The sequence below is a fragment of the Bacillus sp. EB106-04-02-XG92 genome (assembly GCF_058791995.1).
In genome coordinates, this window is the sequence record NZ_JBYTEA010000019.1 from 1 (window position 1) to 18,950 (window position 18,950).

The following is an 18,950-nucleotide window of genomic DNA, read 5'->3' on the forward strand; positions in this document are numbered from 1 at the left end:
GCCCGGTACAATACCGGACTCACTTTTATCAAGCTGCCTAATGAAATAACCGTGTCTAACTTTTAGGGGTCACTTCACAAACCTAGAATTCCTACAATCTGGCGAGCCTTAACATTATCGATATAATAATGCATCTCTAACCCTCGTCTTTCTGCACGGAGCACGGTTCCCCTTAATTTTGATAGATGCTGTGAAACAGTAGATTGCGGGAGTCCTAATATTTCTGTCAACTGTGTAACATTACACAGTTTATGGTGCATTAATTCATTTACAATTTTCAATCGAACGGGATGTGCCATTACTTTTAATACATCTACATCTTCCTCTCGAATGTTAGCTAGATCTCTATTAGATATTAATATTGTCATTTCGCATTCCCCTTTATTATTAATTTCTATTTTCCAATTATACTTATAAGTAGTACTTATAGATATTTACCATTTATCCTGTTGAGAAAATGTATTCTCGTTCTTAATCAAAAAAGACACCAATTCTATGAACAATTTTTACTGTACCAATGAATTGATGTTCTCTAATTTTTAGCCAAACTATATTTTATTTTAAAAAAGTTATTTTATAGTAGACGTTTTCTCGTTGACACAAACTAGTAGATTAGCGATGGGAGTATCAAAATGTATTGATAAGCGGTTGGAAGTAATTGTTTTTTTTAATAGCAAAAAACGAGCATCCTCTCAAATTAGATAAGGTGCTCGTTTTCATTTTGATCGGTAATTCTTAATTCAATTTAGTTTCTTTCCAATAAGTAAAGATTAAATCAACTTAAAACAAAGCGTTTTAAATTTAATTCATAGATCTTACTGAAACTTGGAATTGCCCCTTAGAACCATCATCATTTGAAACGTAAATTTTATATGTTCCGCTCGGTAATGGAGATAAAGCATTCTGTACATTTGTAACATTAATTTGTTGTTCTCCAGGTTTTATATAACCACCAACAATTAGCTCCATATTTGGACCTTTCACACTATATCCCATTGTATTTTGACCATTATTTTTCATAAAGAAGCTTAAATTTCCACTCCCATTATATACAAAAGAAGTTACAGCCTCTCCACTATAATCCATTGTTTGAGTTAATAATAAGTCTGCAGGAACATGTTCAACTATATGAATGGTATCATTTGTTTTGTGTATTTCTTCAGCATAAGTATTATTTCCTAACACACCAAGTGTTAATGCTGAAATTACTCCACAACTAAGCACTAGTTTATTTAACTTCATTTTAAGCTCCCCCTTGATGTTTGTAATCTATTACCATCATACATTCTTTTTCAAGTACGTTTTTATGTAATAATTCATATCTTTAAACCTATATATTTTAACTTTATATCTTAAAATAGTTACTGAAACACTCACATTGATAAAGCTACAGTATTATGATTCATAAAAAACATGTGAATTTCAAAATTTGTTTAACGAGAATCCATACAATTAAGTAATAATGTACTCAAATAAATAGCGTTTCTATTTTAAATAAAATATACTAATGAAAAATTTCGAAATTTCCACTTTATAATTTGGTATATTCCATGTTAATATAACGAAGGCTACAAATAGAATCCACAAAATATATTTTTCATAGAATATTCATACTTAAAATCCTATTATTTTATTAGTAAATCAATCCCAATTTTACTTATACAAAAGTCAATTTCTAGTTTCATATGTATAAATATCTAAGTAGATTTTTTATCTATTATTTTTCCTAACTTCCTTATCAATTCTAATAAAAGTAATATTATAGTACTTTTTCAAGCGCTCTTCCTTTTTTAGATAGAAAGTCTATTAATAACTAAACATCTAAGTTTAACTCATACATAATCCAATATACAAACTATCGGAGATGCAAAACTATGGGAATATCTACGCTTTTATTAAATACCTTTATAATAATAATTTGTATCCTTAGCTACCACGTATTTTGGCTAGAACTTAAAGAAAAAATAACATGTAATAATATATTGATTTCTATCCTTTCCTCCATTGCTATTATTTTTTGCATGACTTTTCCTTTTCAATTACATGCTGGATTTATTTATGATTTACGTTTTATTCCTATCATATTAGTTTTTCTATATGGAAATACAAAAAATATTATTTTTATAGGAATTTTATATCTTTCTTATCGATTTTACTTAGGCGGAAATGGCGTTCTTCCATCATTTATTATCTTTACTATTATTTCTGTTATAACAATGCTCTTCCGTTACTTATTACCTCTATATGTTAAAGAAAAAAAGATATTATTGAGCTTGCTTCTTATTTTAGTATGTACAACTTCACTTTCTATCTGCGGTATTGTAACTCAAATACATACAGGTAGTAAAATAGACTCTACTCTCATAGAATTTTTATTAAATTATATAATCATTAATATTTTCACAGTATTATTATCAGTATATTTAATAGAAGGCATGATTGAGAAATATAAAATGAAAGAAAAGCTGCAACGGGCTGAAAAATTTTATATAGCTAGCGAACTAGCGGCGTCGATTGCACACGAAATCCACAATCCACTAACTACAGTACATGGATTCACTCAATTGTTAAATGAAAAACATGCCTCTAAGCTACCTCAGGATCAGTACTTAGAAATCATGTTAATTGAAATGCAGCAAATACAATCTACTATTAATAACTATTTATCTTTAACAAAACCACAGAACATCCTAAAAGAGAAAATAGATATTAATCATATTTTAAATCAAGTGAAAGACACTATTTCACCACTAGCTCTATCATACAAAGTTGAAATAAAACAAAATAATACAGATTCCTTTTATATAAATGGAGACCCCGAAAAATTCAGGCTCTGTCTAAACAACATCATACAAAACGGAATTGAGGCCATGATAAATGGTGGAGTATTACAAATAAATATACAGAAAATAAAAGGGAATATTATAATCGATATTATTGATTCAGGGATTGGAATGTCTTCTCAGCAAATAAAGCGGATTGCTTTGCCATTCTATTCAACAACAGAAAAAGGGACTGGCCTTGGTACCATGATTGCTTATAGTGTTATTAAAGAGTTAAATGGTGATATAGAGATAGAGAGTGAATTAGGTAAGGGGACACGCTTTTCTATTAGTATCCCCTGCTAATATGACGGAATTATTCGAATGATAAATTCTTTCTACTTAACTTATTAAATAAATTTCAAAAATGCCACTACTTGATTCATTAATTATCTTCATTTCGTAAATAAATTAAAAGTAATAAGGACCAGAGTATATCCGTTTTTACCGATAAACTCTAGTCCTTATTACTTTGCTCAGTTCTCTATGAAATCATAATTCATCAACTATTGTATCTCATTTACTAATTAGATCTACTTAGCTTCAAGATAAAGTCTCGTGATACTTGATTTCTTACTATCATTAGATATATTACTTACAGTTATTTTTTCATTTAAAGTATAATTTTTTTGATATTCATAACGATACTCCAGTATTTATCTTTATAACTGATATCATTACCTGCATTACTAAATATAAGCTAATATTGATTTCCAGTCATAAAAAACAATTGTCTTTTTTCTACTTTACTTCTACCGTATAATTCCCTGTTCCCCCGCCATACTGATACACATGTAAATAATATTTTCCTGGATACGTGTAGTAACTTCCTACTAACTTATTCCCTTCTTGCTGTGCATACGTAACATAATTATTTAAATCTGCTTCTGAATAAAGAACCCAGTTTACTCCGATATTATTTTCCTTCGTTACATTAATTTGTAGGTTTTTCGCCGTTTCTATATTAATTTCAAAGTAATCACTCGTATCACCATTTCCTAAACTCGCACGTAAAACTTGATTTAATTGTAGTTTATTTGCTGTTTGGAATGAATTATTCAGCTCTTTTTCTACGCTGTTATCTTCTTTCTTTTGAACCGTTACATTCGTTGTAACCGTATTCGTTAATCCTTTGTCATCTGTTACTGTTAATTTTGCCGTATATGTTCCTTCTTTTGTATACACGTGAGTCGGATTTTGTTCATTACTTACAGTACCATCACCAAACTCCCATTTATAAGAAACAATTTTCCCATCTTCATCTTTTGATCCATCGCTTTTAAATGAAATTGCTTCATTTATATTTCCGCTATATGGACCATTTATAACCGCAACTGGCGCTTTATTCACAGTACCTTCTTCTGTATTAATACCATGGAATACAACGTCATATTCAAATTGTCCAGATGCATTTACACGATAATTTACAAAATACACTGTTACTGTTTTATAGCCTGTCCATTCTTTTGCACTTAACCGTTTTAACGTATCATTCACGTTTTGTGTAATTGTTTTCCAGTCTTCATATTCTCCTTTTGCAGTCGTACCTGTATACGTTCCTTGCAGTGTAAATGTATTAAAGAACTGTGATTTATTTTTCTTAACTGATACATTACTTAATTTTGCTTCTGCTGTAATTTCTGCAGCAATATCTGAAACTGGTTTTGGTGCGTGCGTTGCTAAATAATCATCCGATACTAATGGAACATTATATTTCTCACGGTTATCGACTAACATTTGCATATAATCTTGATACTCTTTATTTAAATTCGCATCTTTACTTAATGCAGAGCAGTATGCATCATATGCTGTGACATCATTTTTCCTAATAAGATCATGAATTTTGTCAAACATATCATATCTTTTCGTGTACATGTACGATTGTAAAGCGAAAGAGTAATTATAGAAATCCCACGTTCCATACTTTGCGTTTAACGTTCTCTCTGCCGTATAACGCTCTGCTGGATTTGAAGATATTCCTCCTATAATGCTCTTTCTCGGTACAACATTATCCGTTCTCGTTGCACCTGCAAAAAACTCCGCATTTCCTTCTTCAAACCAAGATAATCTCTCATTCTCATAAATCTTCCCTTGTCCCCAAAGTCCCGGTACTTCATATCTACCTTGTAAGTAATGCGTGAACTCGTGTCGGAACAATTCTTCTAAACTATAAATGCTTTCTTCTGGCGTACGTTCATAAGTAAAGAACGTACCTGTTCCTTCTATATAAAGACCGCCGTTATTCGTTTCATACCCGTACAATTGACGGTTAAATTGATATTCAGCTGGACTATTATAAATAACCATTGTTAATACATCGTCAGGATTTCCTTTTTCTAAAGGTTGATCACTTTCAACCGTACGATGGAATTGTGCCTTCACTTCTTTTGCAGCCCAATATAGACGCTTTACTTTTTCTTCTGTCACTTTATCTCCAGCTTTTAAAACAATTGCCCCATCATCAAACGTATACGTTTTCGGCAAATATTTTTTCTTTCCATCTTCTCGTATTTGATCTAAATTCACAACATTTCCATTTGCATCTTTCCCGCCATAATTCGTCGAGATTTGCTCAGCCGCTACGAAATATTGCTCTCCTAAATACGGATACATTTTCATTGCGTCCGTTACAACTTGCAATCCTTTCGTTCCTGTACTATGGAATGTACCGAGTCTACCTGTATAATAAATACCATTATTAATTAACCATCCATTCTTCGCTGTTACCGTTCCAATTAAGGCAAAACGACTTAATTCATTAATATAGCTATCAATTTTTTGGTACCACATTGTATCTTTCGGAGCTTTTCTCGTATCATACAAATACGATTGAATATCGTAGTCAACACCTTGCATAATATCGTAAATCGCATTTCCAGCTGAAAGATTGTCTACTAATGTAGAAAAATCATCGTTATATTGTTTAAAGATTTTTGCAGCTACTGTTATCGTTTCCACATCACTCGAAGCATTTCCAATTAATTTTCCGTATAATGATACAACTCTATTTTGTTCTAACGTACCGAGTTTGAAATTCGGGTTATTCGCAATCGTTTTTAATGCAGGTAAGCATTTATCATGATAGCTCCGCTCATTTAGTTTACTTAATTCTGCATTATAAAATCCTAAATAAAACCCTGAGCGTAATACTTCTACTAAAGTCTCAATCCCTTTGGAATCATCTTTCGTATAAGCTTGTCCCTGCTGCTTCAATTTATCAATAATTGCCTGCATCCTACTATCATTTTGATAGAATGCAAGGCTATCCTTATTAAACTGAAATAGACCAGTAATTTGCTCCCAATCAATTGTTACAAGTAAATCTACTAATTGCTGATTGCTTAATTGATTCAATTCAGCAATTGTATAAGTTTTCGCTGCAGCTAATTGCTTACTTTCTTTTTTCACTTCAGGCGGTCTTTGCGACAAATCAGCAAATTGTAGCCTTTTCTCAAAAGACTTATTTTCAAGCACTTTTGATGAATGCGCTAATTCTTGGACTGGTAATTGTACACCAACTGGCTCCATTTTGAGCACATTCCGATAAGAAACTTGCTCTCCCTTTGTACTTTCTGCCAATGTGCTCCCTTGGAAACTCCCTAACATTAAACTAGCAAAACTTACCCCTACTAACACTTTTTTTGAATAGCCTTTCATGCTCTCCCCTACCTTACATTTTTTAGTGTCCCGCACCATTATTTTACTATTCTTACTTTTTATTCTGTATTGAGAAAAAATAAGAGAACGTTCACACATGTATCCATGCCTAGCAAAATTAACACTTGACTTTATGTGAATTTTATATCAAAAAAAGATAGATAATAGCGAATTTCCTGCTACATCTATCCTCGTTTTCAACGCTATGATTTTAACTTTATAAACGTAACTTCCGGTAATGTTTGCATATGCTGAATCAACTCATTCTTTTCTTCTGACGATATATTTTTCAGCTGCATCCTTACCTTATAAACTATTTCTGCTTCTTGCTGTAAATCTTCCACTTCATATGAAAGTATTGGAATGCCTTTCACTTGTAGCGTTTCTACTATTTGTTGTACCGCTTCATGTTTATTTATATGTATTTGCACTGTTATGCTTTGGGGAAATAAAAATTGCACCTTAAAAATACGGCTTACAATCTCTAAACCAATTAAAACGAGGATCGTCGCTCCAATTCCTACTACATACATGCCAGCCCCAATTGCTAATCCAATTCCTGCTGTAGCCCATAAACCAGCCGCTGTCGTTAATCCTTTCACCGCCTGCTTTTGTATAATAATTGTACCTGCACCTAAAAACCCTACACCACTAACAACTTGCGCTGCAATACGGCTTGGATCAAGAGCCATATGTTCCTCATTCATAATATCTGAAAAGGCATATTTTGAAACGACCATTATTAAAGCACTTCCTACCGCTACTAGGAAATGTGTTTTTAACCCCGCCTCTTTTGATCGAATCTCCCTTTCAATTCCGATTATCGCTCCTAATAAACCCGCAACACCGATTCGTATAATTAGATCAACATCTACACTCACGAGTCCTTCCCCCTTTCGTTCATTATAGATAGATAAAACAAGAATTATCACACACATCTACTTATCGATATAAAAGCATTTCATTAAAATACACTTAATATCCCAGGCGATTTATGTTAATATTTTTAATATTAAAATAAAATGAATTCAACCTACTTTTTATACGAAAAATCATAAACTGTACTTTCCATTTAAAAATGAGATATGGATTGCATAAAATGAGGTTGAGAAAATTTAGAAAACGCTTACATTTTGTATCATAATTTTTTTAAAATACTACATAAATAAAGGGGATTACCAACAATGAACGTCTCTTTACTAACACCTACTACCGATTTACAAGAAGAATACTTAGATTTTTATAAAGAATGGAAAGATAGCGGTGAAACGATGATTCCATGGGTTATCTCAAAAGATCCATCTAATTTCACGGCAATGATTCAAGAACTTCACGATGCGCATAACGGCATAAATCTTCCTGAATCTTGGGTACCAGACTCTACATATTGGCTCGTCACAGATGAAAATAAAATTGTAGGGGCTGTTAATATACGCCATAGTTTAACCGAACATTTATTTAACGCTGGCGGTCATATCGGTTATGGCATTCGTCCTTCTGAAAGAAGAAAAGGTTATGCTACGAAGTTATTAGAATTATCGCTAGAAAAAACGAAGGAATTAAACATCGAGAAAGTACTTGTCGTTTGCGACGAAGTGAATACTGCTTCTGAAAAAACAATTTTACATAACGGTGGACTTCGTGATGATAATTTCACTGAAGAAGATGGAAATGTAGTAAGAAGGTTTTGGATCGAGCTATGAAGAACTCATCCAATAAAAATAATCTTGTTATAGAGAAATATAATAGAAGCAATGAGCTACAAGTAAAACAACTTATTAATTTATACAATGAAGAATCGTATCTATTTAACTTATTACGAGATAATAAAACAAAATGTGCGTATGTTGCCTACTATATAAAAGATGTAGTAGGCGTCTTTTTCACCTGGAACAGTAACTTCCATCCATACTGCACATACTTTCGAATATACACGAACCCTTTCTATTCAGAGCTACACATAGAACAATTTTTATTAAACGAGATTCAAAAGCAAGAAAATTTTAAACTCCCATTGCAAACCTCCATATGGGAAACGTCAGCTCATTTAAAAACCTTTTATGAAGAACATAACTTTACGGAAATCCGAAGAACGTATATGCCGATATTAGACGTACAAAAAATCATACCTATCGGGACAACACTTCATTCAAATTATGATGTACAAACCTTATCAAACATCTTATCCAATAATAGCTTCTTTGAAAAACTAGCTCACTTAGTAAAAATGAATTATGAAGATACTCACTTAGCAAATCCGGTTGCCTCATACCCGCTAGAAATTTGGAAAGAAAAGATCTTAGCTGATGACATATTACTAAATGGGAGCTTTGTAATGATAGATGAAGAGACTGAAATTATTGCGTACTCTTTCCTCCATACATCAGAAAAGGAAAATACGGTAGAACTAGGATGGTGCGGGACTCACACTATAGAAAATGTCCCCTTGATGAAACAGCTCGTTTTCAAACAAACTATGTATGCAAATAAACACGGTTATTCTTTCATTCAAGGTGAATTCGATTCAACGAGTATATATGCAATGGAGATATTAAAATCCTTTCCTTTCAATCCTTGTGCTACTTGGATTACGTATCAAAAAGAAGCCGGAAAGTGATTATACACTTTCCGGCTTCTTTTATACAGCTTCTATTTCAAACTGGACTGTAATACCACTAGGATCTACTACAGTAAATCCATTTAAAATCTCATTTATTTCATGTTGTTTTTCTATTAATCTTCCTTTCACTTCCTCTAACGCTTCTTTATGCGGTAATACAATTGTATATACTTTAAGCCCCGTTGCATGTGCTGGTGGATGTGGATTATTTACTCCGTTCCACGTATTTGCACCTATATGGTGATGATATCCTCCTGCAGAAATGAATAAGCAGTCATCTTCGCGTTGTTGCACTTCAAACCCTATTGTCTCTACATAAAACTCGTGTGATTTCTCTACATCAGCTATTCGTAAATGTACGTGCCCAACGACAGTATTAGCCGGTAATCCATCAACCTCATAATCAACGAGCGTTGCTAGCTCTTTTAAATCTAGCGGCGTACTTCCTCCTGGCCCTTCTCCCCATTGATCTCGCGGACGGTCTGCATAAATCTCAATACCATTCCCCTCTAAGTCTTGTAAATAAAACGCTTCGCTATACGTATGATCACTTGCACTATTAAACCTTGAAATTGGTAAAATTTCATTTGAATATGTATAACGTCCCTCTTGCTCAGCCGGACTATCAATTACATTCTTATTACGAATCACACCAAATAACGCCGAAGCAAATGCCTCACGAGTCGGAACTAAAAAGGCTACATGATATATACCAGTCGTACGCGGTTCTTGCAGTACCCCACCCTCTAACTTTTCAAGAACAAGTAGCGTACTCTTGCCACCTTTTCCAGCTAAATATACTTTATTTTCCTCTTGTTTAATTACTTCTAGTCCTACTACATTCTCATAAAAAGCAATTTGCCGCACTAAATCTTTCACTTTAAATTCAACATGACCAATACGTGTTTTCGGATGAATTTGTACCATGAATAACTCCATCTCCTTATACCGATATTTTCCTATTTCATATAACCGTTACTATGAAGGATACAGCTAAATTCCTCCTATGTAAATAAGAAAAGTCAGAATTTATAAACATTTTTATTTTCGTAATAAAAAAGTCACCTCTTCTAGCTTTTAGAAAAGGTGACTTTATAATTATTATTTCATTTTATGTACTTCAGCAACTAACTTTCCGCCTTGAATACCCATATAAAGTTTTACAGGTGCATCATTCGTGTTTTCAAACACTAAGTCTAAGTATGGATAAGCAATTGTAGCATCTCTTCCTTGTGGAACATAACCTACCGTTTTAGAGTGTGTCGTTCTCTCTACCATTTTCAAACCAGCTTGATCTGCTGCATTATATAATGTTGATGATGTTTGACAAACACCACCGCCATATCCATCTACTAACTTACCATCTACAATTTCTTTTCCTAATTGATATCCTTTATCCGGTGTTGTATCACCAATTAATGCATTGAAAGAGAAACTGTCTCCTTTTGCTAATACAACTCCATTTATGCTCGCTGCTGACAAACGAATATTCTCAATACGTCCACCTGTTGAGCCACCTAAATTCGTTTCATATCTACCAATTACCGTGCCACTTCCTTGCGCATCACTTAATGTAGCGGTAGGTTTTTTCTCAACAATAGGTAACTGATATGAAGAATCCCACATACCTACGTTTAATAATTTATTTACTAACTCTTTTTCCATTAATTCAAAAGAAGGCTTTCCTTCTTGCCAACTTCCGTCAGGTCCTAAACGTGAAGGGACCATCTTTTTGTCAACACTTTTCCCAACTTCCCTAGCAACCTTCTCAACTGATTTTTTAAATTTTGCTTCATCTTCAAAATAGCCTAGACTTGATAAATCTAGCTTTTTCACTTCCGTACCTGTACGACCATCTACTAAACTAATAGAATCCTGTACTTCTGCTTTAGCCTCTACCGTGTGGCCACCAATATCACTTACTAACGCAACATCACTAACTTTTGTACCACAGCCACTCACTACAGCTACACATAACACCCCAACTAATATACCCTTTACTTTACGGAACAATATACTCTCCCCTTTTTCCTAATAGTACTTTTATGTATTATTTCATTTTTATGTATGTTTTGTTACAATCATTTTACAATATATTTATAAAATGTTACAAGTTATTTTTTACTCTATATAAATTACTCTTTTCTTTTCCAAATGTCTATACATATTTACATAAAAGTTTGAGTTTGATAGAATTTTAACTTTTATGTGACTCCATTTCATTATCCAGTATATACCATCTAACGAACGAAACACAAATGTAAAACACCATATTCGCATTTACAAAAAAACATCCTGTGAACATAAATAGGTATTTGCCGTGCCACACTCCGCTTTTACACATACATTATGGTGAATTAACCTATTTTAAAGAAATGGAGGATGTTTTTATGTACCCCTACAATCCATACGATCCATATAACCAAAATGCTTATCAGCCTCAATATGATTTACAAGCACAATACCAACAATATATAGATCCAGTAGAACAAGTTAATCCATATGATCAAACTCGACAATTCCAACTTCCAATCTCTTTCCCTGGTGCTGGAAACCGTCAACTAGAAAGACGAGTAAATGAGCTTGAGCAAAGAGTACGTCAATTAGAAAATACGGTTGAGCGACATACACGTAGATTAAACCGCTTAAACCAACGTTTACGTACTATAGAAAACAGACTAAACATTCCATTTTCAGCATTAGAAGACGGATTTTAATTTCGAAAACAAAAAATATATTAAGGAAGGGACTCCCCCTTCCTTATATAAATTGACGAAAGTTTTTTCCATCTCTATACTGATAAGAGTTAATGAAATGAAACAAGGTGATAAATATGGATTTCGAAATAAATTATCTTTCCTTTTATGTTGTACAAGTAGAAGGAAAAGGTGAAGCAGTTGATAAACGCTACAAACATTTTCAAACATTAGACGCTGAAGAGTATGAAGATAGCTCCTTAAAAGAATTTTTGAATGGTGAATTATTAAAAATTTCAAAGCGAAAAGTAGAACGTCATGCGAAAACAGAACAAGCTCCGACAAAAATCGGTCGCTTCATTGTAGAAGAAGGGCACGAACTTGATTCAAACCCCCATTACAACTTATTTAATCGCATTCGCTTCGCAGAAACTAAGGAAAACTTCAAAGATATGAGTGAACCACTCGTTTATACATATCTTGACACAAGTGCTGTACGCGGTGGTGTATTTTTAATTGCGCAAGCAAAACTACGTAAATATTTTGATGATCCATTCGTTTTCGTTATGAAATGTGACTTTGAACCGAAAGTTGCTTCTATTTCAGATGAATCCACATTAATTCGTAATGTTGAAATGGCCATCACAACAAAAAACATGAAGTCTATCCAATATCCGTACATGCCTGAAGAAGGTATGGTCGAAGTCGGCGAACTAAAAATTCACCAAGCATCACACGCCCGTTACTTTGAAGACTTCTTAAAATTCGTCGAGTATGAATGCTCTATGCCTGAAATTATGAAAACACAAGTAATGGACATGGTATATGACCAAATTGAAGATGTATTTGAAGAAGGTACGGAAGAACGCGAACAATTCGACCAAGCAATGGAAGTATGGGCTGCCAGTCCGAAACGCGAAATTATGGAACAATTTTCAACCGAAGAAGTAATGGAAGCTACCGCACAAATCGTCGAGCATGCTCCTGAAGTGGAATTGAAGCTAAAAGCGGACCATATCTCTGTTAAGGCCCTGCTTGCTGATTTCGGGGATCAAATACATATCGCAAAGGTAAATGACCGATACGTACTAATGATCGAAGCTGACACACTTACGTTTGAAAAAGGCTTCTCTCCTATTGAATTCCTGAAGCCAGATGAATTGCAAGATGTGATTGAGCGGATTGAGAATAAGCAGCAGTATTCTTACGATCCGAACGGGATTGAATAAACCCTTCTATATCCCTATTTTTACTGAGCGCTGTTAACGAGCGCTCTTGTATTTTGGACATAGTTGAAAGTTATATAAAAAACCGATTCTACTCAGAATCGGTTTTTATAACAATATATGCTTATTTTTGATCTAAGTGGACATTTATTGCCGAATCAAGTAGATTACTTCCTTATTGTACAAGCGTATTTCCAATAGAAGGGCTTATTTCAATATTTCTAATTGAACAAGTCCGTCTATAATTTTTTTATGTTTTCTTTTTAGTCACTATGTATGTTGTTCAAGTGAAAATTTCACTTCACTACCTCAAATTTATTGTAATCGTAGAAAGATAATTGAAAACGATATTCTGGATGCTCTCTCACCCAATCGTAAGCTTCTTCTAAAATATCCATTTTGTTTTGTACGTCATTAAGTTCACTACATTCGTCACCTTTTTGTTTGCACAGAGGGCAAAACCCATTCACTATTTCGGCACTTGTCGCCCTAATCGTTTTACTTTCTAAGTCAACTACTAGACGAAGAAGCAGAGAATGCTCTTCTTTTGTAGTCACCGTCATTTCAGCAATTCCTTCCTCATTCCAAAACACTCCGTTTAATTCCATCTGTACGTTGACGTCTTTAATATCTAAGTCTATCACTATCACACTTCCCTATATAAAACTCTTATCTTACTCTTTGATTTTAATCATGAATACACCTTAATTTTCAAAGTAATTATAATGACCCCATCACAACAAATCAATTGCTATTTAATATAAATATTTTATTCACATATAAAAACAATGACGTTACATTTATGTAGCTAGAAATAAAGAAGAATGTCATTTAACCTCTGCATTCTTCTCCATCTCAGCCAAATACTTAATCTGCCTTTCCGCTTTTCTAACCGCCGTACGAAAATGCTTTTTCAGTAGTTCTATTGTAGCTTCACTTATATAGTATCTTTCCGTTATACTTTCCCACGTGTCACTACTTTCAAATGTACTCCAAACGAAAGGACGCTCTGTCTTTTTTCTCATTTCTTTAAATACCCATTTTCGCATCTTTTTTTCGCTTTTTCTGTTAGTTTTCCGTTCTCTACAAGTTCAAGCTCACCGTGTCTTTTGTATCGTTTATGAATATCTCTCTCGTTATATACTTTTAGAAGTATGTTGGCTGTATTCTCAGCATCTGCTAAAGCTCTGTGTTGCTTTCCTTCCCATGTTAAACCGAGCTGTTCTACTGCAAATTGTAAACTTGGTGTATGCTCAAATAATTCTTCATACGCTTGGAAAACAAATTTCTGCAAATCAAACTTTCTCTCTTTTTCCATAGAGGGGCATTCTACACCGTGCAACGTACAATCATGAGATAGAAAGCGATAATCTTCTCTTCCCCATGAAACAAATATAGAATCCCCTCCGATAAACTGAATAAATTTCTCTATAATTTGCGGGAATTTCTCTATACCCATTAAATCTTTCTTTGTAATCCCTGTTAATTTTGTCGTATGGCGAGTAAGCCTAGCACCCGGTTTTACTAATTCCGAAAATTCTCCAATTACCTTCATTGTACTCGCTTCTATTTTTACAGCCCCGATATCAACTATCTCTGACGGATCGTCTGATTTATACGGCCTGAAATTTCTCTCTATATCAAACACAATAAAATGTGTAGCGTTTTCCAATTTATTTACCTCTTTCTACATTCCTTTTCACACACATACTTTATTTTCAGTATTCATTTATTCATACACTTTATGCATGGTAATACTTCGTCAAAAAACGAAAATTCAATCTCATTATGCTATGTACATAGGGGTATATTCAATAAAAATGCAAAAAAAAAGAAGGGCAAGCCCTTCCTTTTTCCATAATTACTTCTTGTTAACGTTAGTAGCTTGAGGTCCACGGTTACCTTGTTCTACTTCGAAAGTAACTTCTTGACCTTCTTCTAAAGTTTTGAAGCCTTCGCCTTGGATAGCTGAGAAATGTACGAATACGTCTTCTCCGCCTTCAACTTCGATGAATCCGAAACCTTTTTCTGAGTTAAACCATTTTACTTTACCGTTTTGCATGTAAAAAATCCTCCTACAATGTACCTATATGTACATATTCATTTTCAACCACTTTACAAAAATAAGTCAGACATTAAAAAAACTGCAACTCTGAGGAGATTTAACATTGCTATCCTCCTCGGAAGTTACAGCTCATTTAAATCTCTATATTATTAAAAGTAAAATGGTTTAAATATAATATATCATATCAATATAATAAAAGCAAAGTTTTTTTTGCTATACAACTTTTTTCTTCCACTGCATCGCTTTTGATTCACCTGATCCAGCTACAACATAGCCTTCTTTTTCGTTCACGATGCGCCAGCCATGCCCTTTAACTGAGTCACATACTGTAACAATTCCTTCTTCTAGAAGCACACGACAAACAGTACTAATCCCCGCCTTATTTTGCGTTGACGTTGTATATAGCACATGTTGATCTACACTTAAGTCCAAATAGCTACTTGCTTTCTGCTCGCTTTGACATGTGTGCCAATATGTTTTTTCACTCTCAATACTTTCATCTATTTTACAAAAAGAAATATTCCCGCTAATCCCTTTGCATGATCCACTAGCTGCTACTAAATAAGAATTGTGTAAAGTCAACGCTGAGATCATCTGATTCATCACGATTTTAATCCTCTTTAATTTACGTGTTTCCAAATTAAAGAGCCAAACACCACCATATTTAGCATGTATTTTCGTACCGATAAATAAGTAGTGTTTATATAAAAATAACGATCGAATAGATGGTGCCCCGTCACCATACTCAAGAAATGGATGAATGGTTTCCCATGTCGAACCAAAATTATTAGAATGATACAACGTTTTATCTCCATGTGCAACGACAGTCCCTTTTTCATTACTACACACATTCCAACTCGTTGCTTTTGTTGGAAAACGCTGAACCGTCCAGTTCTCTCCACCATTCATACTACGAATAAAAATTCCTTCGTCACCTACACCATACACTACATTACCTTCGCTATGTAAATCTCTAATTCGTTTTTGAAAACCATTTAAAATTTGTTTCCATTCTCCGTCTTGTTCAATAAATAAGCCATTATATGTAGTAGCTAACATAAGCTTTCCATCTCTTAACTTTGTAATAGCGGTCGCACTTAACATCGTCTCCACGTTGACACTCCCATTCTTAGAACTTCTCAGCAAATGCAATTGCAAAATTACTGCATTTTTCAACATCCTCTTCATCTTCTGGAGCTAATTCAATTTTCAATCCTTCTTGTACAAGCTCTGCACCGCGTTCTACAAGTTTCTCTTCAAATATCGTTACCGCTTCACAAAACAGTTCATACGCCGTATCTCCTGATCCGAATACCGCTACTTTTTTCCCTGATAAATCTATATTTTCTAAGTCATCATGGAAATCTTCCGCTTCAAATGGTAGTTCACCATCTCCCCACGTATAAGATCCTAAAATGATTCCATCATAAGCTAATAATTCTTCAGCATCCATGCCTTCCATCTCTTGCAATACTACTTCATGATCAAAAGCATCTAAACTAACTTTAATTAAATCAGCAATACTCTCTGTATTTCCTGACATACTTGCATAAGCTATTAAAATTTTCGCCACTTCGGCATCCCCCTCTTACAATAAATGATTCTCATTCTCATTATATTAATAATGAGAATCAATTTCAATTGTATTTTTAATTTTTATTTATTCCATACAAAAAAGCACAGATGACTATACAATCATCTGTGCTTTTTTATTACTTTTTAAAAATACCGAACGGCTTTCCAACTGGTAAAACAACTTTTCCGAAGTGTGTATTTAACACTGCTGCTGCTGAACCATAGAAAGATAATAATGAAATAAGCAGTTCAGAATATGCTGCTAAATTATGCATTGCATGCGGCATAACACCTAAAGTACTTAATGAAAGACCGATAAATAAGAAATCAATAAGGACGAAAATCATAAATAATACTTTATGTGTTTCCATTGCACCAATTGTCATAAAGATTGTGAAAATCAAATATCCGATAAAGGCTACTCCAAGCTGTTTTGAATCTGCAGCTTGTGCTAATTTTTCGCCAAATACTCCAAGTTGGATTAACCAAGTCATTCCAACACCTAACCAAAATAGGCCGTACGCACCGAATGCTGTTGTACCGAACGTATTGTTATGCTTTGCATCGTGAATGCACGCAAAGATTTGTGCAAATCCTCCTAAAAAGATTGCCCACGGTAATACAAGAGAAACGCCATCTGTTAAGCCTAACTTTTGAGATGATGCTACAAGTGTTACCATCGCTAATCCAAATAGACCAATTCCAGATGGATCCGCTGTTGTCATTTTCACATGATGTGTAGTTGTTTGATTGCTCATATAAACCTCCTGATTATAAACATACTCGAATACAATACTTAAATCAGAAGGCTATGTCAATGGTTTTTTTTGTATGTTGTCAGACCTTACTTTTTATAAAGATTACATATACTTCCGACCACTTCATACGGTTTTATATTCACTTCTTCCAACTCGTGTATCGGCAACCATAACGGAATATAACTTCCTCTATCTTTCAGTTCAAATTCTTCAGCTTTACCACTTCCGAAAACTCCACCTATAATACGGGCGTTAAAATAATACTCCGTACCCTTATACTCCACCTTTGCAATAAGATGCTCCACTTTTATATGTACTCCTAATTCTTCATAAGCCTCTCGCTTCGTTGCTTCTTCAGGTGTTTCTCCTTCTTCAATTCCTCCGCCTGGAAAAACATAATATGTTTCCCCTTCTCGGATACGTTTTATAAGTGCGATTTTCCCGTCCTCTACAATGATAGCCGCGCCGCGATTTTTTATCATTTTATTACCTCAATACGAATCGCAACTGTTCCCCACTTTTGTTCTTGTTCTTTCGTATATATTTTGTATGTACTTTCTAACATTTCCTCTAAACTATCATTTTCACAATCCAATAATTTTTTATCAATTTGTTCATACATTTCTTTAAAGCTTTCGTATCGTTTTATTTCCGTTACTTTTACAGTCATCGTTTCCTCTGTCGTAAGGTTCGTAAATACAATATGATCGCCTCGTTTTATAAGTTGACGTTTCGCATCGTATAAACGTACTTCATATACTTTTTTTCCTAATTGAATTGACTGAAAAGGTTTATTATATAACCCCATTTCGTATATCATTTATTCCACTCCTCTTTTATTCGTTGCGCCTACTACTATATTTGTGCATTACCAACTCATACAACACAGTTCCACTTACTCCAAGTTGCATATAATGTTCCATATCCATTACTTGCTTTAGAGAGGATGCTAAATTCGTTATGTTATATTTAAATCAAAAACCTGAATATAATAAATATGATATTGGTGATTATACTTATAGTAAAGTAGGACCAACCATTTTTTCTTGGAACGATGAAACAAAATTAAAAATAGGAAAGTTTTGTTCATTAGGAGAAGAAGTCGTTTTCATACTTGGCGGCGAACATCGCGCAGACTGGATAACGACTTATCCATTTAACGCTCTCTTCAATGAAGGAGCACATATTACTGGTCACCCTTCTTCAAAAGGTGATATCGTAGTCGGCAATGATGTATGGATTGGTTATCAATCCTGCATTTTATCTGGTGTTACAATTGGTAACGGAGCCATCATTGGAGCAAAGAGTGTTGTTACAAAAGACGTACCTCCATATGCAATTGTAGCTGGTAACCCTGCAAAATTTGTTCGATATCGTTTCCCGCAAGAAACGATTGACAAACTAGAGAATCTCGCATGGTGGGACTGGGACATCTCTGTTATAAAAGGCGCTATTCCATTTCTACTCTCGAGCAAAATCAACGAGTTTTTTACCTCATCGGAAAATGAATCTATATGATTCATACAAAAAG

General features: G+C 33.9%; 19 protein-coding genes and 1 pseudogene. 6 read left to right on the forward strand and 14 right to left on the reverse strand.

The genetic code is table 11. The features are described from left to right. Positions 1-74: 74 nt before the first annotated feature. Both AC3WVA_RS27020 and AC3WVA_RS27025 read right to left on the reverse strand, forming a co-directional pair. Positions 75-368 carry an ArsR/SmtB family transcription factor gene (locus tag AC3WVA_RS27020; RefSeq protein ID WP_017560598.1) on the reverse strand — a complete coding sequence of 98 codons (294 nt, stop codon included), beginning with the start codon at positions 366-368 and terminating at the stop codon, positions 75-77. Positions 369-801: 433 nt separating this feature from the next. Continuing rightward, complete coding sequence (locus tag AC3WVA_RS27025) at positions 802-1,242, reverse strand: hypothetical protein (protein WP_098881239.1); 441 nt, start codon at positions 1,240-1,242, stop codon at positions 802-804. A 632-nt stretch (positions 1,243-1,874) separates the two neighbouring features. On the opposite strand from AC3WVA_RS27025, the gene AC3WVA_RS27030 reads away from it, so the two are divergent. Continuing rightward, on the forward strand, positions 1,875-3,128 hold the full coding sequence (locus AC3WVA_RS27030; protein WP_098881238.1) for an ATP-binding protein: 1,254 nt from the start codon (positions 1,875-1,877) through the stop codon (positions 3,126-3,128). A gap of 435 nt (positions 3,129-3,563) precedes the next feature. Here AC3WVA_RS27030 and colA read toward each other — a convergent pair whose 3' ends face one another. Together colA and AC3WVA_RS27040 are read right to left on the reverse strand one after the other, a co-directional pair. Continuing rightward, positions 3,564-6,479 carry a collagenase ColA gene (gene colA / locus AC3WVA_RS27035; protein WP_492322338.1) on the reverse strand — a complete coding sequence of 972 codons (2,916 nt, stop codon included), beginning with the start codon at positions 6,477-6,479 and terminating at the stop codon, positions 3,564-3,566. Between the two features lie 203 nt (positions 6,480-6,682). Further along, positions 6,683-7,360: an MgtC/SapB family protein gene (locus AC3WVA_RS27040; RefSeq protein WP_098881236.1), complete on the reverse strand. Its 678-nt coding sequence runs from the start codon at positions 7,358-7,360 to the stop codon at positions 6,683-6,685. Between the two features lie 303 nt (positions 7,361-7,663). Here AC3WVA_RS27040 and AC3WVA_RS27045 point away from each other — a divergent pair, with 303 nt between their 5' ends. Next, entirely contained in the window at positions 7,664-8,182 is a 519-nt protein-coding gene (locus AC3WVA_RS27045) for a GNAT family N-acetyltransferase (RefSeq protein ID WP_098881235.1), read from the forward strand. Beyond that, a complete protein-coding gene (locus AC3WVA_RS27050) occupies positions 8,179-9,096 on the forward strand; it encodes a GNAT family acetyltransferase (RefSeq protein ID WP_098881234.1) in 918 nt (305 codons plus the stop codon). The genes AC3WVA_RS27045 and AC3WVA_RS27050 overlap by 4 nt, the downstream gene beginning before the upstream one ends. A gap of 21 nt (positions 9,097-9,117) precedes the next feature. On the opposite strand, the gene AC3WVA_RS27055 is transcribed toward AC3WVA_RS27050, so the two are convergent. Together AC3WVA_RS27055 and AC3WVA_RS27060 are read right to left on the reverse strand one after the other, a co-directional pair. Next, positions 9,118-10,026 (reverse strand): VOC family protein, encoded by a 909-nt coding sequence (locus AC3WVA_RS27055; RefSeq protein ID WP_492322339.1) that lies wholly within the window; start codon positions 10,024-10,026, stop codon positions 9,118-9,120. Between the two features lie 174 nt (positions 10,027-10,200). Further along, a complete protein-coding gene (locus AC3WVA_RS27060) occupies positions 10,201-11,112 on the reverse strand; it encodes a VanW family protein (RefSeq protein ID WP_071757672.1) in 912 nt (303 codons plus the stop codon). Between the two features lie 362 nt (positions 11,113-11,474). Between AC3WVA_RS27060 and AC3WVA_RS27065 the strand changes: the two genes are divergently transcribed. Both AC3WVA_RS27065 and AC3WVA_RS27070 read left to right on the forward strand, forming a co-directional pair. After that, on the forward strand, positions 11,475-11,816 hold the full coding sequence (locus tag AC3WVA_RS27065) for a hypothetical protein (protein ID WP_141539397.1): 342 nt from the start codon (positions 11,475-11,477) through the stop codon (positions 11,814-11,816). A 116-nt stretch (positions 11,817-11,932) separates the two neighbouring features. Further along, complete coding sequence (locus AC3WVA_RS27070; protein WP_492322340.1) at positions 11,933-13,024, forward strand: DUF3900 domain-containing protein; 1,092 nt, start codon at positions 11,933-11,935, stop codon at positions 13,022-13,024. Between the two features lie 293 nt (positions 13,025-13,317). Here the strand turns inward: AC3WVA_RS27070 and AC3WVA_RS27075 are convergent, their stop codons facing one another. The 8 genes and pseudogenes from AC3WVA_RS27075 to AC3WVA_RS27110 form a co-directional block, all read right to left on the reverse strand. Beyond that, positions 13,318-13,665 (reverse strand): hypothetical protein, encoded by a 348-nt coding sequence (locus AC3WVA_RS27075; RefSeq protein ID WP_142321017.1) that lies wholly within the window; start codon positions 13,663-13,665, stop codon positions 13,318-13,320. A 183-nt stretch (positions 13,666-13,848) separates the two neighbouring features. Further along, positions 13,849-14,693: pseudogene (locus AC3WVA_RS27080) on the reverse strand (exonuclease). A gap of 189 nt (positions 14,694-14,882) precedes the next feature. Further along, positions 14,883-15,083, reverse strand: coding sequence for a cold shock-like protein CspB (gene cspB, locus AC3WVA_RS27085; RefSeq protein WP_001179150.1), 201 nt, complete (start codon positions 15,081-15,083; stop codon positions 14,883-14,885). Positions 15,084-15,299: 216 nt separating this feature from the next. Then, entirely contained in the window at positions 15,300-16,199 is a 900-nt protein-coding gene (locus tag AC3WVA_RS27090; RefSeq protein WP_098346104.1) for a WD40/YVTN/BNR-like repeat-containing protein, read from the reverse strand. A gap of 16 nt (positions 16,200-16,215) precedes the next feature. After that, on the reverse strand, positions 16,216-16,659 hold the full coding sequence (locus AC3WVA_RS27095) for a flavodoxin (RefSeq protein WP_001062755.1): 444 nt from the start codon (positions 16,657-16,659) through the stop codon (positions 16,216-16,218). A 139-nt stretch (positions 16,660-16,798) separates the two neighbouring features. Continuing rightward, the gene (locus tag AC3WVA_RS27100; RefSeq protein WP_000070938.1) at positions 16,799-17,419 is read right to left on the reverse strand and encodes an acetate uptake transporter; all 621 of its coding nucleotides are present in this window, start codon (positions 17,417-17,419) and stop codon (positions 16,799-16,801) included. A gap of 86 nt (positions 17,420-17,505) precedes the next feature. After that, positions 17,506-17,901 carry an NUDIX hydrolase gene (locus tag AC3WVA_RS27105; RefSeq protein ID WP_098881231.1) on the reverse strand — a complete coding sequence of 132 codons (396 nt, stop codon included), beginning with the start codon at positions 17,899-17,901 and terminating at the stop codon, positions 17,506-17,508. After that, positions 17,898-18,239, reverse strand: coding sequence for an ASCH domain-containing protein (locus AC3WVA_RS27110; protein WP_098346106.1), 342 nt, complete (start codon positions 18,237-18,239; stop codon positions 17,898-17,900). The genes AC3WVA_RS27105 and AC3WVA_RS27110 overlap by 4 nt, the downstream gene beginning before the upstream one ends. 140 nt (positions 18,240-18,379) lie before the next feature. Between AC3WVA_RS27110 and AC3WVA_RS27115 the strand changes: the two genes are divergently transcribed. Beyond that, complete coding sequence (locus AC3WVA_RS27115; protein WP_098346107.1) at positions 18,380-18,937, forward strand: CatB-related O-acetyltransferase; 558 nt, start codon at positions 18,380-18,382, stop codon at positions 18,935-18,937. Positions 18,938-18,950: the final 13 nt, after the last annotated feature.